15 protein-coding genes and 1 pseudogene are annotated in these 26933 nt (G+C 48.1%); 12 read left to right on the top strand and 4 right to left on the bottom strand.

The genetic code is table 11. The features are described from left to right. The first annotated feature begins 83 nt into the window (after nt 1-83). Both ACP26L_RS32065 and ACP26L_RS32060 read left to right on the top strand, forming a co-directional pair. Nucleotides 84-4223 (top strand): S-layer homology domain-containing protein, encoded by a 4140-nt coding sequence (locus tag ACP26L_RS32065; protein ID WP_426449657.1) that lies wholly within the window; start codon nt 84-86, stop codon nt 4221-4223. A 414-nt stretch (nt 4224-4637) separates the two neighbouring features. Further along, nucleotides 4638-5361 (top strand): annotated as a pseudogene (locus ACP26L_RS32060) (Fic family protein). Between the two features lie 174 nt (nt 5362-5535). Here ACP26L_RS32060 and ACP26L_RS32055 read toward each other — a convergent pair. The 4 genes from ACP26L_RS32055 to ACP26L_RS32040 all read right to left on the bottom strand — a co-directional run bounded on the left by ACP26L_RS32055 (nt 5536) and on the right by ACP26L_RS32040 (nt 11319). Further along, entirely contained in the window at nt 5536-5619 is an 84-nt protein-coding gene (locus ACP26L_RS32055) for a putative holin-like toxin (protein WP_426455180.1), read from the bottom strand. A 173-nt stretch (nt 5620-5792) separates the two neighbouring features. After that, nucleotides 5793-6854: a DUF6612 family protein gene (locus ACP26L_RS32050; RefSeq protein WP_426449656.1), complete on the bottom strand. Its 1062-nt coding sequence runs from the start codon at nt 6852-6854 to the stop codon at nt 5793-5795. Nucleotides 6855-7446: 592 nt separating this feature from the next. Continuing rightward, nucleotides 7447-8412: a peptidoglycan-binding protein gene (locus ACP26L_RS32045; RefSeq protein ID WP_426449655.1), complete on the bottom strand. Its 966-nt coding sequence runs from the start codon at nt 8410-8412 to the stop codon at nt 7447-7449. Nucleotides 8413-8790: 378 nt separating this feature from the next. Further along, nucleotides 8791-11319 carry an ATP-binding protein gene (locus ACP26L_RS32040; protein WP_426449654.1) on the bottom strand — a complete coding sequence of 843 codons (2529 nt, stop codon included), beginning with the start codon at nt 11317-11319 and terminating at the stop codon, nt 8791-8793. A 423-nt stretch (nt 11320-11742) separates the two neighbouring features. Between ACP26L_RS32040 and ACP26L_RS32035 the strand changes: the two genes are divergently transcribed. The 10 genes from ACP26L_RS32035 to ACP26L_RS31990 all read left to right on the top strand — a co-directional run bounded on the left by ACP26L_RS32035 (nt 11743) and on the right by ACP26L_RS31990 (nt 26922). After that, on the top strand, nt 11743-12837 hold the full coding sequence (locus ACP26L_RS32035; RefSeq protein ID WP_426449653.1) for a hypothetical protein: 1095 nt from the start codon (nt 11743-11745) through the stop codon (nt 12835-12837). Between the two features lie 864 nt (nt 12838-13701). After that, entirely contained in the window at nt 13702-14832 is a 1131-nt protein-coding gene (locus ACP26L_RS32030; RefSeq protein ID WP_426449652.1) for a DnaA ATPase domain-containing protein, read from the top strand. Nucleotides 14833-14905: 73 nt separating this feature from the next. Continuing rightward, nucleotides 14906-15595: a nuclease-related domain-containing protein gene (locus tag ACP26L_RS32025; protein WP_426449651.1), complete on the top strand. Its 690-nt coding sequence runs from the start codon at nt 14906-14908 to the stop codon at nt 15593-15595. A 65-nt stretch (nt 15596-15660) separates the two neighbouring features. Beyond that, nucleotides 15661-16875, top strand: a complete 1215-nt coding sequence (locus ACP26L_RS32020) for an HNH endonuclease signature motif containing protein (RefSeq protein WP_426449650.1) — start codon at nt 15661-15663, stop codon at nt 16873-16875. A 42-nt stretch (nt 16876-16917) separates the two neighbouring features. After that, entirely contained in the window at nt 16918-18849 is a 1932-nt protein-coding gene (locus ACP26L_RS32015) for an AAA family ATPase (RefSeq protein WP_426449649.1), read from the top strand. After that, entirely contained in the window at nt 18846-20102 is a 1257-nt protein-coding gene (locus ACP26L_RS32010; protein WP_426449648.1) for an McrC family protein, read from the top strand. Before ACP26L_RS32015 ends, ACP26L_RS32010 begins: the two co-directional genes overlap by 4 nt. An 82-nt stretch (nt 20103-20184) precedes the next feature. Further along, nucleotides 20185-21525, top strand: coding sequence for a hypothetical protein (locus ACP26L_RS32005; protein WP_426449647.1), 1341 nt, complete (start codon nt 20185-20187; stop codon nt 21523-21525). Between the two features lie 142 nt (nt 21526-21667). After that, nucleotides 21668-21994 carry a nucleoside triphosphate pyrophosphohydrolase gene (locus ACP26L_RS32000; RefSeq protein WP_426449646.1) on the top strand — a complete coding sequence of 109 codons (327 nt, stop codon included), beginning with the start codon at nt 21668-21670 and terminating at the stop codon, nt 21992-21994. Continuing rightward, a complete protein-coding gene (locus ACP26L_RS31995; RefSeq protein WP_426449645.1) occupies nt 21987-24413 on the top strand; it encodes a DEAD/DEAH box helicase family protein in 2427 nt (808 codons plus the stop codon). Before ACP26L_RS32000 ends, ACP26L_RS31995 begins: the two co-directional genes overlap by 8 nt. A 193-nt stretch (nt 24414-24606) precedes the next feature. Further along, nucleotides 24607-26922, top strand: coding sequence for a HelD family protein (locus ACP26L_RS31990; protein WP_426449644.1), 2316 nt, complete (start codon nt 24607-24609; stop codon nt 26920-26922). The last annotated feature ends 11 nt before the right edge of the window (nt 26923-26933 follow it).

Raw genomic sequence — 26933 nt, 5'->3', positions numbered from 1 at the left:
AATGGATTTGTCTGATGTTGTCGAAATAGATGTAAAGATTGGAATTGGACCCATACCAGAGGGTCCCTACCTAGAGGTGAAGTATGAAGAAGAAGGTAAAACAAAAAGCGGCCTTGGCGGCCGTCGCTTCCATGCTGCTGGTACCGCAGCCTTGGACGATGGAACGGGTCCAGGCAGCGAGTATGATGGCTACACTAGCCCCTTATGCCGACGCTTATTGGGATAACGCGGGGCTGTCCAAGACGGAACCTGTCAATTATGCAGGAAACAGTGGGGATCCGATGTATGGACTGGCGCAGGGCGCAATCCAATTCACCCTTCCGGCGGACGGGGGGACCGTCCAAAGTGCGACGCTCCGTATCCATATCGACCAATTGCATGATGAGGACTTGGATGCCTCGACCGTGCCGAAGATCGGTATTTATGGTGCCCGTCTTCCATCGGATGCGGATGCCTGGGGGGACATTTTTCCTTGGGAAGCTTCCGATCTGAGTATGCTGTATGAGGAGAATTCGATTTCCGCCGGAACCTGGAGCGAATTCGACGTTACCTCATTCGTGCAGGAGCAGAAGGCAGCCGGATCTTCGAAGGTGACGTTCATTGTGCGGGGGAATACGGATCTGGGGGTTGAGTTCGCTTATCATTCCGATAACGGGACTGAGGCCTATCGGCCTCAGCTTGAAGTGGTTACCGCACCGGCCGCTGCCGGTCTTCCGGGAATCACGCCTGCCGTAACGGCGGAGGACGAAGCGTCCGCATCGGGGCTGGTCCTTACGCCGAACGCCGGGGACACGGTGCCGGTTACGCATTACAAAATTACGGAGATCCTCGGCGGCAGGCTGTATAGGAATGACGGCACCACGGAGATCGTAAACGGTCAGTTCATCCCAGCTGCCGAGGGGGCGTTAGGTCTTAAATATACCCCCGACCCGGATGCCAACAGCCAGGCGGGAGGCACCTTCTCGTTCAAGGCCCAAGCCGCACAGGATCCGTCCGGAACGGGACTCAGCGGTATGGTGCAGGCGGTGATTACCGTTGACCAGGTCAATGATGCGCCCACAGCCGTCAGCGACACCTGGACGTCCGTCGATGAGAATGCAGAGGGCGTTGTCATTCCGCTGGCCCATCTGCTTGGCAATGATGTGAAGGGCTCTGCCAACGAAAGCGGGCAGACGCTCTCGGTCACCCTTGTGCCGGGAAGCGAAGCAGGGGGAACGGCGGTCCTCTCCGGGGACAGCGTCCTGTTCACGCCGGCTGCAGGCTACCATGGACCGGCAGGCTTCAAGTACGTGGTGCAGGACAACGGGGTGACCGGCGGTTCGCCGGATCCCCGGCAGTCCGTTTCCCCGGCGGACGTCTCGTTCACCATTGAACCGAGGGCGGGCAAGCCGGCCGTCACGAATGCGGAAACGGCAGAGGAAGTGCAGACGTCGAGCGGACTTGTGATTACGCCTGGAGAATGGGAAGATGCCCCGCCCGCATACTACAAAATCACGGGCATCACAGGAGGAACCCTGTATAGAAATGACGGATCTACACCCATCGCGGAGGGGAGCTTCATCCCTGTCTGGGAGGGGGATGCAGGTCTGAAGTTCACCCCGGCGGCCGACGCGAACGGCCTCACAGGCTTCGGCTTCCGCGTCCAGGCCTCGCCGGGCACGGATGGTACCAGGCTTAGTGATGCCGTGGAAGCTGCGGTTACCGTGACCGAAACCAATGATGCGCCGCAGGCCAACCCGGACGTCCTCGAGGCTGTCGTCGAGAATTCGGGCGAACGGCTGATTCCGCTGGCGGATTTGCTCCGCAACGATACACCGGGTGCGGATAACGAAAGCGGGCAGACACTGACCGTGGTGTCGGTCGGCCAGGCGCTGGGAGGGACCGTCCGGATCAACGATGCGGGGACACACGCCGTATTCACACCGGGGGCGGGCTACCGGGGGACCGCGGGCTTCGAGTACACGGTGGCGGACAACGGGACCACGAGTGGTTCACCGGACCCGCTGAACAGTCAGCCCGGAGCGGTCACGTTCACCATCAATGCCCGGGCGGATGTACCGGCTGTGACCGACGCGGTCACGGAAGAGGACGTTCAGACGATGAACGGTCTGGTGATCACGCCGACGGCGGCCGGAGGGGCTGCAGCGGCTTATTACCGAATCACCGGCATTACGGGAGGCACCCTCTACCGTAATGATGGGACAACGGTCATTGGCGATGGAGAGTTCATTACGGTATCCGAGGGAGCCGCCGGCTTGAAGTTCACTCCGGCAGCGGATGCGCATGGCCTCACGGGCTTCGGCTTCTTCGTCCAGGCATCGCCGGACACGGAAGGGACGCTTCTCAGCGGCCCGGCCGCAGCGCAGATTACGGTCACGGAAGTCAATGATGCGCCGAAGGCGCAGGACGACACCCTGGCTGCAGCAGCCAAAGGGAGTGCTGTCGTCAGCATCCCCTTCTCCGCGCTGACAGGCAACGATGATGCGGGAGCCGCCGACGAGCGGCAGTGGCAGTCGCTGGCTGTGAGTAATGTGGAATCCGTCCAAGGCGGGACGGTCAGTATGGTGCAGGACCGGGTGGAGTTCGTTCCGGATCCGGGCTATACAGGCACGGCGAGATTCATCTACACCCTGAGCGATAATGGCCGAACCGCCGGTGCGGACGATGCGAAGTCGGCTGAAGCCGAGGCCAGCTTCGCGATTGTCGATGAAGACCAGCCGATCATCACGCTGTATGGAGATTCTACGGTGTATCTCCTGAAGGGGCAGCCGTATGTGGAGCCGGGTTATACAGCGGCCGACACCGCCGACGGGGATATGACCGACCGGGTGACGGTGACCGGCTCGGTGGATACCGATGTCCTCGGTACGTATGCGCTCCGCTATAGCGTCACCGATGAGAGCGGCAACGCTTCGCCGGAGACGGTGCGGCAGGTGAAGGTCGTCTCGAATGAGCTGGCTTCCTTGTCGGCGGGTGCGTATGGGCTGGAGCCGGCATTCGACGCAGCGCAGCTGAGCTACAGTTTGCAGGTACCAAGCAGCGCCTCCACGGTTACCGTGACAGCTGCCGTGTATGATCCGGCGGCATCCATGACTATCGATGGCGCCTTGGCCGCAAGCGGCGTGCCGCAGACGCTGAGCCTGACGCAGGGGGAAGCCAAGGATGTGACCATCGTCGTGACGGCAGCAGGGGGCTCCACCCGAACGTACCGGGTGAGCATCGTTTCGATTCCAGTTACTGATCCTACACCGGTACCGGAGACCGAGACGCCGGCACCGGACGAAGAGCAAACGCCGGGAGCGCCGGGTACGGAGACGCCGATCCCGGATGAAGGGACGACCCCGGAAGTGCCGGGTACGGTGATCACGGTACCGGATGCTCCGGAAAACGGCGGCAGTGAGGGTGGAACGGTATCCGAAGGAAACGGTGGCGGAAGCAGCAGTGGTAGCGGCGGCGGAAGCAGCAGCGCAAACACCGATGCCGGATCCGGCGCGGAAGCGGAGGCTGATCCGTCCGTGGGAGAAGGCGCGGTGGTCGCTGCTCCGGCTCCGCAGGCCCCTGCCGCTTCAGAGGCTGTGTTCCGGACAGCGGTCGTGCAGGATGGCGACGTGGTCCGCCTGCTCGAGTCCCGCATCGGGGAAGCCAGGCAATCCGGGGCCCGGGTGCAGCTTTCGGATACGAAAGGGCACTGGGCTGAACAGACGGTCGACCTGTTCGCCAGATTGAATGTCATCCAAGGCTACGGCAGCGGCAGATTCAACCCGGACGGGAAGGTGACGCGGGCTGAATTCGCGACGATCATCGACCGTATATTCAGCATCGGCGGCGGGAAGAAGCAGTCGGTGGTCTTGAACGATGTCGGGAGCCACTGGGCCAAGGATACGATTACCAAACTCGCGGATGCCGGCGTACTGAACGGGTATGGCGAGGCATTCCGGCCGGATCAATCCATCACGCGGGCCGAGATGGTCGCGATCATCTCCCGGATCGTTAACATGGATGGGGTGAAGAAGGATGCAGCGGCCGGTGCCTTCGGAGATATTGCGGGTTCCTTCGCAGCGGATGGGATCAGGAACGCCGCCCAGGCCGGCATCATCTCGGGCAGGGGAGGGAACAGATTCGATCCCGAGGCCTCATCGACCCGGGCTGAGTCGTTAACGATTCTGCTCAATACGCTGAAGCTAAACCCGGAGATCAAGGTGCTTCTCGAATCCTTCCAATGACATAGGGATGATCGGGAAGTCGAAAGCCCGGACGGCTTGCGCTCAGGCGCAGGCTGTCCGGGCCTTTGTTGTAAGCAGGCATGCCAAGGGGTATATCTCTGGTCTCACACGACTGTCTGATTTTTTTGTCACACCTCCTCCAGATATGAAGTCCGGGTAAAATCGGCACCCGTCGTTCTCAGACCAAAGAAGCTTCCGCCTGCTGCACGCCGTGTTTCCCCGCGTCCGGCCTGGATTCCTGCCCAGGTAACCGGCTTGCACCACGCCCTCTTTCGCGGCCTTCCGCGGCCCGGCTCTGGAGCTGCGGAGCGAGCGGTGGTTGGGGGGTGAGAGGAGGGCAAGAGGCCCTTTTTTCCTGTATATCCAATGGATGTAGTATAATAGGGTTAAACCGCACTTAGTGGAGTGATGTTCATGTTCGAAGCCATCGATACCAAGAAGTTGTTATTGGACCAAAGGCGGCCGCTGCCGGTTCATACCTTCCGGAGTATTCGGGAGCATCTTATCGTCAACTGGACGTATCACTCCAATGCAATCGAAGGCAATACGTTAACCTTATCCGAGACGAAGGTTGTTCTTGAGGGAATTACCGTAGGGGGGAAACCATTCATGAACATCTGGAGGCTATTAACCATAAGGAAGCAATTCTTTATGTCGAGGAGATCGTGGGCAGACAGGAGCCGCTGTCCGAGTGGCAGATCAAGAGTATCCATCGGCTGATTCTCAAGGGGATTCAAGATGAACATGCCGGGGCATACCGGAAGCAGAATGTCCTGACCAGCGGTGCCACACACATACCGCCTGACATGGCACAGGTCCCTATTCAAATGGAGCAGCTCATCAAGTGGTATGAAGGCGAAGGGAAGCAGCTCCATCCTGTAGAGAGGGCGGCAAGGGTTCATAGTGATTTTGCGAAGATCCACCCATTTATTGATGGGAACGGAAGAACGGCGAGGCTGCTTTTAAACTTTGAGCTGATGAAGAATGGTTACCCACCTATCGTTATCGAAAAGGAGTCAGGGCTGAGTATTATTCGGCTTTGGATGAAGCCCATACGACTGGGGATATTACCAAGTTTACCGTCCTTGTGGCTGCGATCTTGGATCAGACTTTTGACTTGTATCTAAGGTTGGTGTAGTCCCTTCCCATGCTCAAGAAAGATATGGTATAGTAAAAGCAAGAGATGCTTACAATGTGAAAAGGAGCCGGCGGCAACCGGCTCCTTACTCAACACAACAGCCGCTTTTAAGGGCGGTGGCTTCATTCAGGTAATGCGACAGAAATAGACCGCGACCTTTTGGTGGAGGGCGGTCTATTTCTTTTTCAGATAAGTCAGCAGCGACAGAATGAACATGCCGAACATGAACATCAGCGTCAGTGCATCTTTAACCTCCATGGCCTCACCTCCCTTCCGGGAGATTAGCCGACCGCCCTCTCAAGCCGATTCTATTGTGTACATGGATTATAGCATAAGTTGGAAGTTTCGTCAGAATAATCAGCAGTGAAAGAGCATCAAAACCAAAGCCAGGCTCACCGCACTCAGCGGCGGAACCTGGCTTTTCTCTTGGCTTAGTAACCGTTCATTTTGCTGCCGAACTCTTCGAGACTGATCGTGTCCTTCGGAATGCCGAGCTTGAACTCCGCCGGCTCGTTAATGCGGGAATAGGTAGTTGTGGCCTTGATGCCGGCCTTGATCGGCTGGTCGTCCTGCGTGAAGCCGACATCCGCATTCACTTCCATCAGAGCAGGGAAGTCCTTCTTGTCGAGGCCGGTAATGACGCTGAACTCGTTGATCTGCAGCTCCTTTTTCATCTCCTCGAGACCCTGCTTGAGCTCGGATTTATCTTGGGCGGCGAGCTCTTTCTTCGCCTCTTCGACCTCCTCCTTCGTCAGCTGGGCCACGCCTGCATACTTGTCGCTCGCCAGCAGGTCAAGCACCTGGGGGGCGACCTTCTCGATGACCGTGTTGACGGCCGCATCCAGATTCTCGTTCGTTACGGCAAATTTGACGACCTGCTTCGGCTGGCTCTGATCCGCCAGCTTGTAGGCCTTCGCGTCGACCTTCGAGAGGAAGGTATTCTCGTCGAAGCTGGTGACAACCACCTTCATGATGTCCTGCCCCAGCTGCTGCTGCTTCTGGATGTTAGCCGCATCGGCGTTGAAGGTACCACCGGACTGCTCGCTGAGCTCCTTCATGTCCACCTCGATGAATTTGCCGACGACATCCTTAGGGATCGGCAGCATCGGGATGTTCGGCACCTTGACCCACATCTTCTCCTGGGTCATGACAAGAGGCAGGCTGATGTTCATCTGCATATCACCCTTCAGGTGCGCCTCCACGGTCATTTCCGCCTGCATCGGCTCCATCTGGTATGTACCTTTGGCTTTCACCTCAAGGTTCTTGAGCATATTCGCGACCGCGGCCATCCCCGGGTCATTGTCCAATACGTCCTGCGGCATGTCGAGGCTCATGCTCATCGATAGATCAAAATCCGTCGATTTCATATTACTCGCATTGGCATATGCGGTCTCTAGCGCTTGCTTGGGAGATACTTCCTTGCCGCAGCCGCTCACCAGAAGCGACGTGCCGAGCAGGGTAACCAGTGTCCATGTTCCATACTTTCGTTTCATCTTGTTTGTTTCTCCTCTCCAAATTCCCAGTTGTATACAGCACGAACGATTATATTACAGTTACTAGCAAAAAAGCTAGTATGAAAATCTAGTTTATTACAAAATAGTAGTTTTCATAGGAAAGGAGAAGCCGATTACACAGTAAGGGGCTATGTGTTTGTGGCAGCGCCGGCAGTAGATTGTCCTGCCGTGGGAGGACCCGTTCCGGGGGTTCCTGGCCGCGAAGATCGAAGAGCGGTGGTTACATACCCGAAAAGAACTAATAGAGCAGGGCATCTTGTCGGATGGATCATCCGGCAGCCTGACAATAGATCCATTGGCGGGAGCCTGCGTGGCGGTCTGCGGGAGCGATCATGCACTGTACATCCATACGGCGAAAAAGGGTCGGACCATGTACGAAGGCTTGCTGCATCTGTCGAGACTCTTGTGGTGGAGAGGGGTGACGGTGACGAGCGGCCGAGGGGGGACTGCAGCTCAGCCCCAGCGCCAATCTCGAGCTGTCATAACGATATCTTCCACTGCACGCTATACATTACAAAATAGGTTGTAACAAAAGAACAGGGAGGGGCTGAGCCCTCCCTGTTGGTTAGTGTTATGAACGTAATTTACTCCAAGTTGCAGAGCCTACAATTCCATCAGCGGTTAAGCTGTTAGCGGCTTGGAATCGTTTTACAGTGCTCTCCGTGCCACTTCCGAATACACCATCTGCTGTTGCAGAATATCCCTTCTTGGTTAAGAGGCGTTGTAGTACCTTGACTTCATCACCGGAGCTTCCAACGCGCAAGACGGTGGTAGTGCTTGCTAATGCGCTCAACTTACTCGCTGTTGCCGAACCAACGATTCCATCAGCAGTCAGTCCGTGAGCGGCTTGAAATTGTTTCACTATTGTTTCTGTGCCGGTTCCAAAAACACCATCTGTACTAACAGTGTATCCAACCCGGTTGAGGTTGGTTTGCAAGGTCACAACCTGTGGCCCCGTGCTGCCCACCTTTAATACGGTGCTTGTGGTATCTCCGGAGAGCTGATGGTGCACCCCATCTGAAGTAGGATGAGGGAAATATAAACCAGCTTGTTTGGCAAGATCGCTGAGCGCACTGCTTACAGAAGTCATGCTGTTTAATGCTCTTCCGCTTGCGTCCTTGACTGTGGCATCAAAGGCAATTCCAGCGGTATGAGGCGCTGTATAAGAAGGGGCGGCGACCAGTGTGCCTAATCCATGCTTCGTCATCTCCGCTTGGCAGACACTCTTATTTTGAACAACTTCATACAAATGTTTTTGATATTGGTAGGGCCGGTAAGCGGAATTATAGGTAATCGTCCAACCTTTGGCTTTGATTAGACTGACATAACGGTCGCGGGCAGCAATTAATTCGGGTTTAACACCCTCCCAAATGACAGTTTGTCCGTTCTCCATTTTCAGCGCCAGGGGGTCCGTCATAGGCGTCAAAACGTCAGAGCAAGTAGCCGCGCTTGCCGTTTGGGCAGGACTCCAAATCAGGGACGCCGATAGGGCCAGGGAGAGTGACAGTGTGATCATGCCTGTTTTCTTCGATAACATAATTTTGCCTCCTACTAATTTTTGTTCAAAGAATTTCATATGAATCTACTTTCTTTTCAACTACCTGAGCTACTTGAGATCCATCTCATTCTTAGAGGTAGTTAACGTGTACTGTTACTTCATCCATTCACTCCCTTCCTGAGAGGACTGATAGGAGAATTACATGGTAAAAGTATCGAATCTTTCATGTGGGTGCTAGACTACCTTTTTTCCCCCCTCTTGTTAGGGGAGGGGAAATTTTTTACCCTGTATTTTATAGGCATTACATGCAACCAAAAAAAGAAGCGCCTCGCTATGGATGGGAGTGTCTGCAGTTCGAAACCGAGACCATCAAGGAGGCGCTTTACATATAGAGTTTAATCGAGTTCAATCGATAGATTAAATGAAATTCTGCTTCTTCGCTTGCAGTGCGGCTTCCATATAGGTACGAGAATTGAAATGCTGATTAATCTTCAATACATCCTTTTTTAGGGTCTCATACTTGATGAACATCATATCCGCTAATTCTTCTTTACATGATTGCGGGTGCTGGTAAGCAAGTTCTAGGAATTTTATTTGTCTCTCGGTCAGTACACTATGTTTCTGTTTACGAAGGAACCATCTCGCTTGAAGATGGGCACTAATTCGATACACGAGTTCTACAGGATCGGCAGGTTTCTGCAAATACTCATCGGCTCCCGCTTCGTAGCCTTTATGGGCATCTTGAAACCCTCGTGCAGTTAAAATGAGAATCTTCATATCTTCAACAGGAGGATTCTCACGAAGTTGTCTACACAACTCAAACCCATTGAGATCAGGCAGCATGATGTCAAGAATAATTAAATCCGGTTGGATCGCATGGGCCATGCTTAATGCTTGTTCGGCAGTGGAAGCAAAATGCAAATCCCATTGATCAATGGATTGGAGTGCACCTTGGATTACCAGCTGGTTAATATTCTCGTCGTCAACAATAAGCAGTGAAGCTTTATACTTTGGTATTTCGGTGAAATAAGCGGGGGGTGTATACGGGAAATCCAGATTTTCGCTTTGGGATGTGGAATCTTCAACTATGGGTATAGGCAATTCGCAGGTAAATGTGGTTCCGACGCCGATCGTAGATTGGGCGGTGATAGACCCGCCTTGGACTTCGATCAGCCTCTTCGTAATGGCTAAGCCAAGCCCGCTGCCCACCATCTTATTGTCATCCATTATGATGGATGTCGGTACATAGAATTCTTTAAAAATGTATTGCAGTTGTTCCGGTGAGATCCCGGGCCCTGTATCCTCTACTTTCAATAAAAGCTGATCCTTAGATTCTTTGTTAAGCTCAGCCGTTACTCGAATGGAGCCATACACGGTGAATTTGGCTGCATTGCCAATTAGATTGGATAGGATTTGAAGCATCCTATTTTCATCCGCGATAATGCATATATCGGGCACATGGTTTATAAAAACTACTCCATTTTTCTTGATAGGCTCAAGCAGCTGAAAAATATGGTCTACTGTGGTGCGAAGATGAAATGGGCTTGGCTGGAGATGAAACTGATCTTGTTCCAAACCGTTTATATCTAAAATGTCGTTTATTAGGTGACTAAGCCGCTTTCCGCTTTTGATGATCAATTCAAGGTTTCTTCGCTGACTTGCCTCAACCTGACTTAGTAACACCTGAGCCAAACCTATAATCCCATGTAAAGGAGTTCTGAGTTCGTGGGAGGTGTTGGTGAGCACTTGATTCTTAAATTGATTCAGCTGATTTAGGGCAGCATTCTTGCTTTCCAGATCGTGGATATATTCTTCCCACTGATTCGAAAGCTTCTGATAGAGAACGAACATCAGTATCAACAAAAACATAAGAAGACCTGGTAAAAACAACCGAGGTTGAATGTTCCAAAATAAGGAGTGGGAAAGCGTATCATGAATAGCACAGAAAGCAAGCAGTGATATAGCCATGTATAGATTTTTTGGCACATTTCGATGATATTGTGCATTCTGAAGAAGAGATACGGTAGTTAATATGGCTCCAGCAAAGACTACAATTTGCAGGCTGGTGAAAACAAGCTTCAAGGATGCATTTGTAAATAAGATCAGTAAAGCGATTACAATTGTAAATCCGACACACCCGAATGAACTGTAGTGGACAAGTTTAGACTTGTAGGGATGGATCACATGGCTAAGAAAATGAAGAAAGCCGGCCACCATAAGCGATAGCGAGATACATTCTATAAAAGCCCATAGAGAGGGATGATCAAAGAAAAAATCTTTAGAGCTTGTTCTTGCCAGCAAATAAACTCCAACACAAAAAGAAACCCAAGTGAAGGACAGGAGAATTCGTTGGTTTTTCAAACGCAGGAACAGAATAAGGGAGATAAGTCCGATAAACAAATAAAACATGCTCAATTGAATTTGAAGACTTTCTTGTTTGATCACATGAAGAATAATATTTGAAGATTCGCCTAACCAAACGGATCCACGAGGGCCAATGGGATCCCTAAGGGACTGTACCCGAATAGTCATGGTTTTCCCGCCTGCGTCCTCCGGCAAGGAGATCAAGCGTGGGGGGGTGCTATAAAAAGAACTCTCTTTAGTAGGATCTATGACCCCATATCGATAGATAAGAGTATCTTCAAGATATACTTCATATTTTCCAAAGATAAGTATGTATAATGAGGGATCACGGAATGCAGCATCCGGAATTTTTGTTGTGACCCAGTATATGGAGTTATCTTCCGCAACCCCTGGTAATAAAGATAAGTCTTTGAAGCTTTTTCTATCGGACGGATCAAGAGAATCCCCCGTCATAAATTCCCACTTATTTAACTGTATAAGTTCCCCATGTGATTTTTCATGATTAGTCCAGGCCAACTGCCCGTAGGCCAGTATATAAGTGATAAAAATGAATAGCAATAGTTTGCATAAAGCCTTGAGCATGTCAATTTCCTCCGATCCCATCTGTGGTATCTGTTGATGTTGTTCCATGCAAAGAATAGGGTTTTATTAGCATGCAAAGCGGTTATGGAATGGTAACTATTGGGGCGATGGTAAATTCCCTTGGCAATTATATCATTAAGGTTCCAGATTTTATAGGATTGACTGATGAAAAACAACCTCGTAGATCGAACTCAAGGGGGAGAAGAAATTTACCTCCTTTTTTTGCTTTAGGGGGAAAAAATATAGCCTAGTTCCAAGAATAGGTCTTTGTTAAAGTAACCCTGCAGCGACAACGAAAGAAATAGTCTTACCAAGGAAGGGGGCTTCTATGATTCTCAACACAAACGAAGAAACTTGTTCTTAGCGTGGTTTCAGACAAGTAGACTGTGGAAAATCCAGACTTATAATAACGGAGGTTTAATTATGAAGATGAAGAAATATCTTTATTCAATGGTTGCAGCAACTCTGTTTACGGCCACACTCGCCAATATTCCCATCAGTAGTGCACAAGCAAATAAGGATACAGTGGGATTTATTGATGAGAGATTATCAAAAGATCAAAAAGATAAACTAAAGGAAGTAATGAAAAATCTAGACCCTGAGGATAGAGAAAATGTCTATCTATTTGATCTGGATGGCAGCTTTACAGCAAATCGCGTGGAGTTAATTGAAGAATTCAAAAAGCAAAATAAAGACAAGCTGGACACAAACGGCAAGTTGAAGAAAAATGCGAATGCGAATGAAACTCAAACTGCAGTGAAAAAGTCTGGAGTAGTTGAGACACTTGCATACACTAACCCGGCAGCCAGTTGTGTCAGCGCCAGTTCCGGACCCTATCGTAAAGTGGTTTCATCAACCGGTAAATCGAGACTAACGGCTAATATTTACTTACCCATCAAGAATAGTGAGATCGTCATCAATAAATACCCTAATGAAGCAGCACACATTTATACCGGGGCCATTAACGGCAATCAACAAGTTGATGCTGGGTTAATGTTTAACTGGGGAGATGGAGTAGCTCCGGTAACAGCTACAGAAGAAACATGGGCTATGAGTACTCTGGGGATGAATTACAGCTCCGGTACTATTGGGAATTTTAAAATGGGACAAACCGTGTTTATGAAATTTTACGTCCCTGCAAACAATCAAGCGGTCCTTAATGTGGAAGGATACAAAAAGGACAACACTTATTTAAGTGCTACCGCTGTTTATAGCGTCGATCCAAGTAAAGGGTTTACAACGAATGGAGCAAACATGAAAGTGAAAAGAGTAACCTCGATTGGTCAAGATTTTGATCCGGATCCAACTAAACACTCGGAAAATTTAGCGACTGGAAGTTACCTTAATAATGTAAAGTGGAGCAATGTAAAAGTCGGAACGACTTCGGGAACGGAACAATTACAAACGGCAAGTACTACTTCGGAAAGCTGCGGTTACAAGACAAGCAATGTATTAGTGGATTTTGTCAGCTTTTCACAAGAAACAGTACGAGTTAAGGCTGGAACCTTAACTCCATAAATTTATGTTCAGACACCCCCTAATATCTGGTTATCCATAGAGAAACCTTTCCCCCTCTCCGCGCGTCTAATAGAGTAGCAGGGGACCTACATCCTGCGCGAAGAGAAGAGGAGAGATTCGGATGCTCAGATGCTATCTCTGCAATGGAACCGGCAAACGCACGAAATTTTTGATTCCCATTCAATGTGATTTCTGCAGCGGGCAAGGTTACGTATCGGCAAGAAGCTCTTCCAAGAAAGCGGCCTCCTCAAACGCCGCGGCGACTTCGAGTGACAGCATGGATGTACTCCAATTGAACCACACAATCAGCCCGTTATTTACGGAGAATTCATCCCCGTATGAAGCGGAGCGGGACAGGGTCCCGGCAGCTTGCCCAGTTCCGGAAGCGGCAGTAGGTAGCTCATCATCAGCGAATTATTCGGCCGGCGACGCTTCGGGCGGCGAGGGATGGGGAGGATTGGACAGCAGTTCTTCTTCCTGCGATTGACGATTCGGCATGATAACAAACAACAAACAGCAGGGGCCATTCTTCGGGATGGTCCTGTTCTTATATACCGAACAAGAAACGGAAACCAACGCGAGTATAAAACGTCCCACAGCCGCATACTAGTTACCGTAGAGATTCCCCTTGCCTCCAGCCCTTGCGGCTGATGAGGTTTTTTTGTACCCTGGATTAGAACGTATGTTCCTTGTTCCTGCTGAGAGTGTGGGTGTTGTCGTTATCCCCGTTCTCTGATGATTCCATCGATTGAAGGCCGCCAAGTGCGCCGCCTCAAAAAGAAAGCATACCTGCGTTCGCGGAGACGCTTGTCCGCAGCCAGCTTGTTATCATGTTCCAACGCACCACGGAAAGGAGCCTGCCGCATGGAGCAGTACCTCGAATACGATGCACACCGTTACCCGGAATATACCTTTAACCACATGATCTCCACCTCGGGCAACCGGGTGGCCCTGGCCGCGGCGCAAGCGGTGAGCCAGGCGCCGGGCCGCTCCTATAATCCCTTGATGCTTCACGGGGCCACGGGCGTCGGTAAGACCCATCTTCTTCACGCTATTGGCCAAGAGATCCGCCGGACGCATTCGGATTACCGCATCCTCTATCTCACGCTCGGTGAGCTGCAGGATACCTTCATCTCCGCCGTACGAAACAACACCATCCCGGCCTACCAGCAGGCGCTGAAGTCGGTCGACGTGCTCCTGCTCGATAATGTGCATGACCTCGCCTTCCTGGAGTCCACCCAGGAGCTGCTGCTCGAAGTATTCGAGCATCTGCACGCTCAGCACAAACAGATCGTCCTCGCCTCCGAACAGCCGCCCAAGCTCTTGGAGAAGCTGATATCCAGGCTGCAGTCCCGTATGTACTGGGGATTTACCTGCGATATGGCTTGCTTCGACCCGGCCGGATTCATCCGGGATTACTGCAGGCATCACGGTCTCGAAGACCGGCGGGAATGGCACAGTGCGGCCTTCTTGGAGAGAGCGGCCAACCCTGCGGAGATTATCGCTAGCATACGCAGCGGAACGGTTTTGTCCGGCGGGCAGCCGCCTACGGAGGTGCCGGGAGAGGAGCGGGACAGCATCTCATTCCACGATCAGGTGAGGCGGCTGGTGAGAGGCCGGATCTCTCCGATCCAATACGAGACCTGGTTCCAGCCCTGCCGGATTACGAAAGAGTCGAACTGCATTCTCATCCAGTCCCCCAGCAAATTTGCCGTCGAGTGGTTGGAGGATCGCTACGGAAGGCTGCTCAAGGAAGTGATCCGATCGATCGATGACGTGGAGCTTCCGCTCTTCTTCGAGCTGCTTGCTCCAGGTGACGGGAAGGGAGTGGAGAGAAGCTGCGTTGATCTGCTGGAGGATGAGGGGGACGACGAGGGAGAGGAGCTGCTGACTGCATCGAACGATATCCAGCGGCTGAAGGAGTTGATCTACGAGATGGTGCAGCAGCAGAAGCGGACGAATCATTTGCTGGAGAAGGTTGTGGGGCTGTTGTAGTTTCCAAATAGAGGATTTTCGCAGATTTTGTCGAATAATTCTAAAACTACTACAGCATAGGAGACCAGACACCATGTTACAGAAGCTGCTGAGCCTATTTAAATCCGATAAGAAGAAGCCTTCCTCCCAGAAACCGCAGACCGACAAGAAGCCGCGCCCCAAGAAACCGAAAGTTGAAGCTGCACGGATCGGGGAGCTGGGGGAGCACAAGATCAACATCCAGTTGGACCAGCTGCCCAAGAACTGCAGGTATTTAAGCGATATTATGCTGCCGAACAAGAAAGCCCGCTCCGGCTATTCGCAGATCGACCATGTCATTATCTCGCCATATGGCCTCTTCGTGATTGAGACGAAAAACTACGCAGGTGAAATCAAAGGCGGCCGTTCCGACAAAAAGTGGACCGTCAGCAACCGGTATACCATGTACAACCCGCTGCTCCAGAACTATGGGCATGTGAAAGCCTTAGAAGGATTCCTCGGCGAATTCCCTTCGCTGCTGTATATCTCGATGGTGTCTTTCACCATGCGCTGCCGCTTCGGGATTGACCCCGAGCTTCGAAAGATCGAGTCCAATGAACTGGTCGTCTACGATGTAGAGCTATCGGAGTATATTGCTCGGAAGTGTAACAGGCTGAAGGCAACATCTAGTGAGCCCGTGCTGACTGAGGCGCAGATTCAGCGGATCTATGAGATTGTAGCCGCGGCTAACATTATTGATCCGGCTATTCGGGCCGCGCATGTAGAGGGGATTAAGAAGAGTTAGGGGGAAGTTAGTTAGAAATATATTCGAGAAAATATGAAAATAATTTTAGTATTATGAGGTGAGCTATGGCGATTTCTGATAGGGATAGAAAAATACTATGGGGGAGATCGGGAAACAGATGTGCATTTCCTAACTGTCCCGCTTCTCTGATAAAAGTGGTCAGTCCAGAAAGAGAAGATTTAATCTCGGTTATCGGGGAGGAGTGTCACATTGTTGCTGAGGAAGAAGAGGGACCGCGTGGAAAATCAAAGTTAACCAAAAAAGAAAGGAACAAATATGATAATTTGATCCTACTTTGTCGTAGTCACCACAAGGAAATAGATGATCATGATACTTATTATACTGTAGAGAAACTTAAAGCCTTTAAAGCAAGGCATGAAGAGGAGATAAGTAACAGTGAGGCTGGTAAAAGTAAATTCATTTTTACAAAAACAAGTATGCGATATTTGTATGCAAGTATTTTACTAATAACTTATCTTTACATCTTAATAGTTACAGTTGAATCTAAGGGAATTACACCTTTAGAAATGCTATGTATATTGGTTTTCAATATTGTTGTTGCCACAGTATATTTCTTGCTTGTTAAAAGCAATAACAAGTTTAAGGAAGTATATGAAAATTATTACGCCCCCCAATTGAACACTTATAAGTCCAACTCAAAATATCCCATAGAAGTAGTTATAAATGATAAAGGGATTTCTAATAGCAGGGGAGATAGGGTGTTACAAAGGAACATACTTATTAAAAATAACGCCAATAAAATAATAGATAAAATAGTGGGGCAAGTAATATTTTACAATAACAATATAAGAATGAGGACAGTGGAATTTGAGAAATCGAAAATTAAGAGCGAAAAAATAGAAATAATAGATGAAACTGTTTTTTCTAATATAAGTGGGGAATGGGATGAGGTTGAAATTGATATATTAGAGATCGAATATGGATCCATAATACAAAAAAATTTGCAGTTATCCGGTATAAAGCTTATAAGAACCTATTATTTTGTTCTAAATTATTTTAATTATTGGACAATCTTCGGCAGGACAATCCCCTATGAAGTTACTTGGTTGAGGGAGGAAACTAGAGGGTTATGGTCTTGGTTTAAATTTGTTCCAGTTATTTATTCTAAAAATAGTAAGAGGCATGTTTATCCATATACGCTTTATAAAAGAATTTTGCAAATTATCATCATTTTTCTAATTATTTCAATTCTGGTTGCCACAACTTTAGGTTTTTTTGTCCTAATTAAAATTATCCTTATGATATTCAATTTAGTGTAATACAAGTTACTCATATAGATGAATCTCAGTTAGGAGTCCCCTATGTCGTATGAGAGCATTATAGCTAAAGCAGATGAGAGCATAGCCAACAAAAATTACATCACAGCTGTACCAACAACATATTACATACTGACCATCAAAATAGACGATCACCATTATGTAGTTAGGATTGTCAGCAGTGGTGAGATTGTAGGTTCTTATGATGTCAGAGGAAAGCTAGCGGATGCTAAAAAAGAAGGCGTACTGAAATTCTTCGATCAATTTCCAGCCGCGGCGAACAGTGATGTTACTATGATGCATTATAAATGGGACAGGCGCAGCGGTAATCCGTGGGCAAAAGAATCGGACTATAAAGATCTTACTTTACTGCTCCCCTCTTCATACACTCAATATTCACTCCATCAAGGAGACCAAGCTATCATGAACACGAACACTCAGAATCTGATCTTATACGGTCCGCCAGGAACCGGTAAAACCTATCATTCCATTAATCATGCTTTATCCATTCTGGACCCGGATATTGATCCTGATCTGCTAGCCAACCCATCCCGGCGTTCAGAAGCCGTCACCTTATTCAATCGTTATGTCGAGAGTAACCATGTGATGTTCTGTACGTTTCATCAATCCTATGGATATGAAGAGTTCGTAGAGGGCATTCGTTTCAGCGAGACAGACCAGAAGTATGAAGTGCGTGATGGCGTATTCAAAAAGCTTTGCGACGCCGCGAGAGTATCCGTAAAACAGCGAAAAACAACCTATCAGTTTGATCCGCAGCAAACTCAGTTTTTCAAAATGTCTCTGGGAAATACGCGGGACAATGACGATGAAATTTACGATTATTGTATATCGAACAATGTGATTGCCTTGGGTTGGGGCGGAAGTGCGGATTACTCCTCTTGTGTGGAGAAACAGCAAATTCGAGATCTTTATTACCACCAGAACCCGGACGGTACCCCTTTTGGCGTTGAAGCTTTGGAGCGATTTAAGCATTGGATGAGAATCGGGGATGTAGTTGTTATTTCCAGTGGTAATCATAAAGCGCGGGCTATTGGTAAGATTACGGGAGAGTACACCTACAAGTCAGAAAGAGAGATAGAGTATCAACATTTCCGTTCGGTGGAATGGCTGTATGTCAGTGATTCCAATATGCTGCCGGTGCAGAGTATTCTGCGGGATAAAGTATTCTCTCAGCAGACGATATACATGTTCTATAGCAAAGACTTGAACATGGAGAGCCTTCAAGAGCTGCTTTCCGGACAACCTCAGCAAAGCAGCAGGGAGTCTCAGTATGTACTGATCATCGATGAGATCAATCGCGGTAACATATCCAAGATCTTCGGTGAGCTTATTACGTTAATGGAGCCTGACAAACGGGAAGGCCGGATGAATGAAATGTCCGTTACGCTTCCATACTCAGGGAAACGATTCAGTGTTCCGGCCAATGTTCATCTCCTGGGTACTATGAATACGGCGGACCGCTCAATTGCGCTGCTGGATACGGCATTGCGTAGACGCTTTGATTTTGTGGAGATGATGCCCGATTATGTTGTGCTGCCTACAGACGTAGGGGGAGTTAACATTCAATTGCTGCTGAAGACACTGAACGATCGAATCGAGTATCTCTATGACCGGGACCATGTGATCGGGCATGCTTATTTTATAACAGACAAGCCAGAGATCGACCGATACATCCGCGTGATGACAGACAAGGTTATTCCGCTTCTGCAGGAGTACTTCTACGATAGTTGGGAGTCGATCGAGTTAATCCTTGGCGGAACAAGCAGTTCCAGCAGCGATAGGTCTTACTTATTGCACAAGAAAACGATCAAAGCAGAGGGGCTCTTCGGTAAAGCGATGAGAGTGTCTGAGACGCAAAAAGTACGATACTTCGTTCAAGAGAGGCCGACGGCCGAAGCACTAATTCGTATTTACAAAAATATTGACATGACCGGCCAACAGGATGAACAAACATGAGACATTTCGTTGTGACGGAATGTTTGGATTGTCTGCCCATCACAAGCAATGAAGAGAAGGCGTTCACAGCTGCGGATGCTGATGAATTGGATCGTTATGTAGGAATCAACCAATTGGAGCAGGATCAGATTAGCATTACACGTCAAGGAGTTACATTTATCAACTACGTTGGATTTATCCAGCTGACCTCTTGTTCCATTGAAATCTTGCCGAAGGTGTCCGGAGATGATCCTGTTAAATCGCGGCGCGTCCTACTCCACATGTTGAACAAATCGCGGTTTCTTGATATTCATGAGAGCCAAACGAGCCAGCTGGTAACCGAGAATATGAACCTCATCGAGATTATAGGGTATCTGTTGGTGAATAAACTCTCCAAGGAACTAGCCAGAGGCAGCTTCAGAACATATCAGTCCGAGCAGGCTGTTGTGCAGAGGGTACGGGGCAAAATTGATATGGCAAGTCAACTCAAACGCTCAGCAGTGAAGCAGGCCGGAGTAAGCTGCATCTATGACGAATTCGAAGTGAATAATCCGTTGAACCAAGTATTCAAAGCGGCTATTCAATATTTAATGATGGCTACTGCTAATACAGAGATTCGTAAATTGGCCCGTCATTGCTTGGTGATCTTAGAGCAGGTTAGCTCGGTACCGGTTCATTCTACCATGCTCAATCGAATCGCTTTTGACCGTACCAACCGTCGATTTGAAAGCAGCTTTCAATTAGCAAGGCTTATTCTTTCCTGCTCTGCTCCAACAGCCGCATTAGGGCATACCCGAAGCAGCTCCATTTTATTCAAGATGAATGAATTATTTGAGGCCTATGTAGCCTATCTCGTGAGAAAGCTTGCTCCCCATGCGATTGAGAAGGATAGGCGTTATAAGCTGCTGATCAAAGAGGGGAACGGACGCGGCGTATTTCAGCTGGAGCCTGACATCTACGTTCCAATTTCCAATGGCCAAGCAATGCTTTTGGATACGAAGTGGAAGATCCTCCGAAGCGGGTATTCAAGACACGGGGTGAAGCGCGAGGATTTCTACCAGATGTACGCTTACCTGACGAGGTATAAGGAAGTGGGAACCGTAGTACTGCTCTATCCGTACCATTCCGGTATTGAGGGCGGGAGCGGAGAATATCTGGAATCATGGCATTTGGAAGATCAGCCCGACAAGAAGCTTAAGCTGTACGCCTTGCGGTACGATGACGAAGAGCAAGCAGAACGCGAACTGAGAGCCATTTTGAAGGATGAGGAATAGTGGACTAACAATGGGTTTTCCTTTGTCAGACCAGAAACCAGTAAGTGTTGAAAGCCGTCGATATTAAAGGAGAACCCATCACATGGACATACAACACGTATTAAGCGTATTAGCAAAGAAAAGGCCTATCTTCCATAATGAGGCCGATTTTCAGCATTCGTTAGCATGGGAGCTGCGGCAGCATTACGAGGGTGAGATCCGCTTGGAGAAGCGGCTGGATTTGGATCCCAAGCGCCGGACCTATCTGGACATTATGCTGGAGATAGAAGGCCGAAGAATTGCAATCGAGCTGAAATACAAAATGAGGGCGTTGGAACATACGGTACAAGGGGAAACGTTCTCCCTGCTGAATCAAGGCGCCCAAGACATCGGGCGGTATGATGTATTAAAAGATCTGCAGCGGCTTGAGCAGATGGTAAAGAAGAATCTGGCGGACGAAGGCTACTTAATTTTCCTTACGAACGATACTTCCTATTGCATAGACCCAGGCATGAACAAATCTACATTCGACCGCGATTTCCGGATTCATGAGGGCCGGGAGATATCCGGTGTGCTGTCATGGAGCGAGGGGACAGGCCATGGAACGATGAAGGGCCGCGAGGAGCCGATCCTGATCGAAGGAAGCTACCTTATCCGTTGGAAGCCTTATAGTCAGTTAGATGATTCAGTACAGGGCAGCATCCAATCTCTTCTCCTTAAAGCAGATCCTCAGGCTGTACCGAAAGTGGAGATTCCCGCAGCCCCGGAGTTACCCGAAATCCAACAACCAGCATTTCCTATGGTAGATGAACATCATGAAATTCCAGATGACCGGCATGGTATTAATCAATATATCCGTTCCATCAATGAGATACCGGTATCCCAAATGGACCTAAGGGACAAGCTTATCGAATGCTTGAAAACTGACGGTTTCCATACTCAGATCAACCGGGACTTTGGCAGGCATAAGGTTGATATCTGGGCAGAGAAGGACGATCAGAAGCTAGCCATCGAAGTTAGGTATAAGACCGCATTGCTCCAAACCATCCATCATGGTAAGGACGTAAATCTGAAGAATCAGGCTGCGCAGGACATATCGCGCTATGATTATTTGAAGGACGTTGAGAAGCTCGAGAGCGTAATCTCCAGCAGATCTGAAGCCAGAGGCTATGCCATCCTTATAACCAACGATCATACGTATTGGCAGAAATCCAACAGGTCCAGCTCGGTAGATGAGCAATTTCGTATTGATGAAGGCCGTACGATTCATGGACAGCTCCAATGGAGGAACGCCTCCGGTGGAACTACTCATAATAGAGAAGATCTTATCAATATTAGAGGAGTATATGACGCCGGATGGCAGCCATTTATTGCTACAGAATCAGGAAAAAACAATACGTTTAAACTGCTGGTTCTGGAAGTCAAGAGTGATTATTCGGGATAGTGGGGTTTCTACGAATATGCTGTCAACGATGATTGGATGGCATAGTTCACCGTAAAGGATTCTTGCGCATTTTGTCGAAATAATATAAGACCACTGTTACATAGCGAGCATATCCATATAAACGATAGGCTAGGTGAGATGGATGCCAACATACAATAAACTTGTACGTGACCGGATTCCCGAGATTATTACATCCCGTGGGCTGACTCCTAATAGCAGGAAGCTCGATACGGAGGAATATAGAAACGAACTGCGTAAGAAGCTTCAAGAAGAAGTGCAGGAATATCTGTCAGCCGCAAACGACAAAGAATCCGTAGAAGAGCTTGCTGACGTGTTAGAAGTGCTGCATGCGCTGGTCGAAATACACGGCAGCTCGGTGCAGGAGCTGGAGCAGGTTCGTGCCCACAAAGCTGCGGAGCGCGGAGGCTTTCGGGACCGCTGTTTCCTGATCGACGTGCCGGATGCCTAATATCACGTTAATCACCGAGAACTTGGCAGACCAGCTGATCCCCGCGATCGGCAGGGCAAGTGCCATTTACATCATGACCTCATTTGTAATGAACTCCGGAGTACGTATCCTGGCGCCCTATCTGAGGGAGGCGGCGGAGCGGGGAGCCGAGATCAAGGTGCTGGGGGGCGATTATCTCTTCGTTACCCAGCCGGAAGGACTGCGCAGTCTGATCGCCATTCATCCCCGCGTAGAGAGCCGGATGTGGCGCAGCCGCGGGACTTCCTTCCACCCCAAAGCTTACCTGCTGGATTACGATAACAGCGAAGGGCTGCTCATCGTGGGCTCCTCCAATCTGTCTCATTCAGCGTTCCGCATGGGGATGGAATGGAATCTGGCGATGAATGCGGCGGCGGAGCCGTTCACCTTCCAGGAAGCGTTCGATAAGTTCATGCGCAACTTTTATCATGAGTCCACCTTCCCTCTGAATGAACATACGATTGAAATCTACGCGAGGGAATATAACTCCCACCACCAGAAGTTCCCTGAGCTGGTCCGGACGATTGCCGAGATGGAAGAATCAGAGCTGCAGCTTCCCGAGACGGGTACGGAGGCTCGGGATAATACAGTGACGGAGGTACGTGAAGCCAATCGGCTGGAACCCCGGCCGGCACAGCAGGCAGCGCTTGAGGCTCTGCAGAAGACCATGGAAGAACAGTACGATAAAGCGATGGTCGTCATGGCAACGGGACTCGGCAAGACGTACCTGGCGGGCTTCTTCGCTCAGCGGTTCCGCAGAGTCCTCTTCATCGCTCATCGGGAAGAGATTCTTTATCAGGCTCAGAAATCGTTCCAGCACGTCATGCCTGAACGCAGCACCGGCATATTCAACGGTCAGGAGAAGACAACCGATGCCGATTGCATCTTCGCTTCGATCTACACGCTGGGCATACGCAAGCACAGGGAAACGTTCGACACCCGGGCTTTTGACTTGATTGTAGTGGACGAGTTCCACCATGCCGCGGCAAGGTCTTACCAGTCGGTGATCGAATACTTTGAACCTGCCTTCCTGCTCGGAATCACGGCAACGCCGGACCGGATGGACGGGCAAGACGTCTATGCTATCTGCGACGGGAATGTGGCATATCAGCTTCATTTTATCGAGGCGATCGAACGCGGCTGGCTCTCTCCCTTCCGGTATTACGGCGTTCATGACGAGACGGACTACAGCCAAATCACCTGGCTCGGAAGCCGGTACGATGAGGAAGAGCTGCTGCAGGCGCAGATGAAGGATAGCGCGGCGGTCAATATCTACCGGGCCTGGAAGGAGCATAAGCAGACCCGTACTCTAGTGTTCTGTTCTTCCATACGCCAGGCGGATTTTCTGTGCAATTACTTCCGCGATCAGGGAGTTGCCGCTCTTAGTCTGCACAGCCGGACCACAGAGATGACGAGAGAGCAGGCTATTCGAGCTTTGGATGAGGGCCGGTTGGAGATGATCTTCACGGTAGACCTCTTCAATGAGGGGGTGGACATTCCTTCGGTCGATACGCTTCTGTTCGTGCGGCCAACCGAGTCGTTGACGGTATTCACCCAGCAGGTAGGACGCGGGCTGCGTCTGCATAAGGGGAAGGAATACTGCAGCGTGATCGATCTTATCGGTAACTACCGCAATGCCGATATTAAGCTTAGCTTGTTCCGGGTTGACGAGGAGAAAAGTGCCAAGAGTAAAGCGGAGCCATTCCTCCCTGAAGTGCCTGCCGGTTGTTTCCTCCAGTTGGACACGAAGGTGATCGATCTGCTTAAGGAGCTGATACGTAAGCGTCAGCCTCGTAAGGAGAAGCTGCGTTCGGCTTACTTCCAGCTGAAGGCCGAGCTTGGGAGAAGGCCGACTTATCTGGAGCTTCACCTGCAAGGGCGGGAAAACATCCGGGAATACGCGCAGGAGTTCAAATCCTATGCAAGCTTTCTAAGCTGGGCTGACGAGCTTACCGAGAGGGAACAGGCACTCTTCGAGCGTTATGAGGATTGGCTGAGAGAAGTAGAGAGCACCGTTATGGCCAAGAGCTACAAGATGATCGTGCTGCTCTATATGCTGAGCCGCGGGCCTGATCAGTGGACGAAGCCAGTATCCCCAGTCGAGACAGCAGCATTTTTCCACTCATACCTAACGGAGAAGGAATACCGGAAAAGAATCGATTTTTCCGACAGCGAGACTTCAAAGCTGTGGGATTACAATGAGGAAAAGACGGCAAAGCTGATCGCCAAGATGCCGATGACGAAGTGGGCCGGCAGTTCAAAAGGGCTTGTACGTTTTGATGGGAACGAGTTCTCTTTGCAGTTTGAAGTTAGGGCAGATGATGCAGCTATGCTTCATATGTGGACAGAAGAGATTTGTTTGTATCGGCTTCATCAGCATTTTGAGCGGCGGATGAAATGAGCTCATAAAATCAGGCTTCTCATACCTCCCTGTATCATTCGGAACAACAGGTAGTGGAAAAGATTCTTATTTTTTCTGAGTCATTATTTTAATATAAATAAAGTAAGTGCTCGCATATAATAAATGTAAGAAATCAGTGGTGTAATGTTACAATATGAGAGATTATTTTTAGTATTTTGGGGGCTGATCAAATATGCAACTTAGAGGAGAAGACGAAATTAAGTCATCGGTTGATCTGGTTTCAGAGGAACAAAATAATCTGGAGAAAAATATAACAGTTATAAAAAATGTTATTGAAGAAATATTGGTGGATAGACCTGTACCTGATTATCAAATGGAACAAAAGAAAGTTAAAAAAATTGAACAATACAGAAAAGCAATATCTATACCTTATTTTGGTAGGATTGATATAGATGAAGAGGGGATTACAGAAACTCTTTATATTGGTGAGGTAGGCATTGCAAAATCAAACATGGAAATAGTAGTTGTTGATTGGCGTTCGGATATTTCAAAGGTTTTTTATTCATTTAATGGTGGCAGCAGCACAGTTGATTATTTAGCAAATAGTCAGAAAAGAACAGTGAATGTACAGAGAAAAAGACATATTCAAATTAGTGACAAAAGAGTTATTAATGTAACGGAAGTTAAAGCTGGTGGTAAAAAAAGTAGTGATTCTTCTAAAAATAATATCCATAAAGTGAAAAAAAACAATATTATCACAATAATTGATTCTATAGATGACTCTGACATTACTTTATCTGGAATACTTTCAGGTAAAAGTGATAGCCATCATTTTAAAGATATTATAGCCACTATTCAAATGGAACAAGATGAAATCATTCGTCTTTCAATGGATAAAAGTATACTAGTGCAGGGGGTGGCTGGAAGTGGCAAGTCAAGTATAGCCTTGCATAGGATTTCTTACTTACTTTATCAGTATAGAGATTGGTTAAGACCTGATCAAATTTTGGTTCTTGGTCCTAACAAGATGTTTTTATCCTATATTCAATCAGTTATCCCTAAACTAGATATAAGTGGTGTTCGTCAAAATACATTTATGTCTTGGGCAACGGAACAGTTAAAAGATTTGAACTTAAAAATAAATGATCCAACAGAAAAATTATCACAAATAATAGACGGTCAAATGTCGCTCAATGAAATAGATTTAATTTCTAAGTTTAAAGGTTCGATGAAACTAAAAGAAGCAATTGATAAATTATTACAAACTTTTGAGATAAATATCGGACCAAAAGGAAAGTTTTTTATAAATAATGAATATTTTCTTGAACAGAGTTATATTGATTCCTTTCTGGCGGGCAAGAAATACTTACCGATAAACAGAAGGTTTCAAATGCTTAAAGAACATTTAAAAGAATGGGCGAGAGAAGGGGAACTAAAACAAATCGAAAGCATAAGGAAACAATTTGATTCTATCCACGATAATTGGATAGCTTTGTTGCCTGCAGGCTCAGCGGAAAGGAAGGACGCATATAAAACCTTTGAGAAATTAAAGGAGCAGAAAGTAAATAAAATTAAAACAGAATACAAATTTGCTGTTGATCAATACGTAAAGAAAATAAAACCTTTAGATCCCTTGCAAATTTATAAGCAACTTTATGAGAAAGAGTTATTACTTTCAATGAATATAGGACTAAGTGATGAATTCTTAGATTCATTAAAAAATAATTTTACGACGAACATTGAATATGAAGACTTAGGTGCACTGCTTTATATAAAATCTAAAATTAATGGATGGGATGAAAAGTTAGAGTATATTGTGGTTGATGAAGCCCAAGATCATAGTCCTCTAGAACTCTGGCTACTCAAATCCCTCTGTAAATCTGTTATGTTCTTAGGTGACGTAACTCAAAATATCTATTCTTATAGAGGAATTAATGATTGGAAGGTACTTTTTCCAGAGGTACTTCAATACAATAACACATATGTTATGGATCTTAAGACAAGTTATAGATCCACTTATCAAATCATGTCAATTGCTAATGATATAATTTCTAACTCGGCATTAGATTTGCCGAAGATTGACCCTATATTAAGAAACGGAGAAGGCCCGAAGGTCGAAAGAATACTGCACGGAAAAGAATTATTTGAAAATATCAGGAGTTCTATTGCTGTTTTTAATAACAGAGGGTATAAAATTATCTCAATCATATGTAAAGATCTCACGCAATCAAAAAAATTATTCGAGTATCTACATAGGAGCGGTGTAGAGTCTATTCAACTAATAGATGATCCTGATGAAGAATTAAAGGAAAAAATTGTTGTTATCCCCAGTTACTTATCTAAGGGGCTGGAATTCGATGCAGTTATTATCCCAAATGCAAGCAAAGATCGTTATGATCCACAAAATATCACTGACGTAAAACTCTTATTTGTTTCTGTGACTCGTGCTCATCACGAGCTTCACATTTATTATCACGGCGAGCTGACACCGTTGTTAAGTAATAATTATACTGGAAAAGAAGAAGATTCATTAAGCGACATATTATGAAGGAAGCCGGA

The organism is Paenibacillus sp. S-38 (assembly GCF_049942825.1).
In the GTDB taxonomy this organism is placed as follows: domain Bacteria; phylum Bacillota; class Bacilli; order Paenibacillales; family NBRC-103111; genus Paenibacillus_G.
The sequence above is the reverse complement of the archived record's forward strand: the minus strand, read 5'-3'. Positions and strand labels throughout refer to the sequence as shown.

Bases quoted from the DNA above. Each gene is read 5' to 3' on its own strand.
- ACP26L_RS32065 (WP_426449657.1), top strand. From the start codon at position 84: ATGAAGAAGAAGGTAAAACAAAAAGCGGCCTTGGCGGCCGTCGCTTCC.
- ACP26L_RS32055 (WP_426455180.1), bottom strand. From the start codon at position 5,619: ATGGAGGTTAAAGATGCACTGACGCTGATGTTCATGTTCGGCATGTTC.
- ACP26L_RS32050 (WP_426449656.1), bottom strand. From the start codon at position 6,854: ATGAAACGAAAGTATGGAACATGGACACTGGTTACCCTGCTCGGCACG.
- ACP26L_RS32045 (WP_426449655.1), bottom strand. From the start codon at position 8,412: ATGTTATCGAAGAAAACAGGCATGATCACACTGTCACTCTCCCTGGCC.
- ACP26L_RS32040 (WP_426449654.1), bottom strand. From the start codon at position 11,319: ATGCTCAAGGCTTTATGCAAACTATTGCTATTCATTTTTATCACTTAT.
- ACP26L_RS32035 (WP_426449653.1), top strand. From the start codon at position 11,743: ATGAAGATGAAGAAATATCTTTATTCAATGGTTGCAGCAACTCTGTTT.
- ACP26L_RS32030 (WP_426449652.1), top strand. From the start codon at position 13,702: ATGGAGCAGTACCTCGAATACGATGCACACCGTTACCCGGAATATACC.
- ACP26L_RS32025 (WP_426449651.1), top strand. From the start codon at position 14,906: ATGTTACAGAAGCTGCTGAGCCTATTTAAATCCGATAAGAAGAAGCCT.
- ACP26L_RS32020 (WP_426449650.1), top strand. From the start codon at position 15,661: ATGGCGATTTCTGATAGGGATAGAAAAATACTATGGGGGAGATCGGGA.
- ACP26L_RS32015 (WP_426449649.1), top strand. From the start codon at position 16,918: ATGTCGTATGAGAGCATTATAGCTAAAGCAGATGAGAGCATAGCCAAC.
- ACP26L_RS32010 (WP_426449648.1), top strand. From the start codon at position 18,846: ATGAGACATTTCGTTGTGACGGAATGTTTGGATTGTCTGCCCATCACA.
- ACP26L_RS32005 (WP_426449647.1), top strand. From the start codon at position 20,185: ATGGACATACAACACGTATTAAGCGTATTAGCAAAGAAAAGGCCTATC.
- ACP26L_RS32000 (WP_426449646.1), top strand. From the start codon at position 21,668: ATGCCAACATACAATAAACTTGTACGTGACCGGATTCCCGAGATTATT.
- ACP26L_RS31995 (WP_426449645.1), top strand. From the start codon at position 21,987: ATGCCTAATATCACGTTAATCACCGAGAACTTGGCAGACCAGCTGATC.
- ACP26L_RS31990 (WP_426449644.1), top strand. From the start codon at position 24,607: ATGCAACTTAGAGGAGAAGACGAAATTAAGTCATCGGTTGATCTGGTT.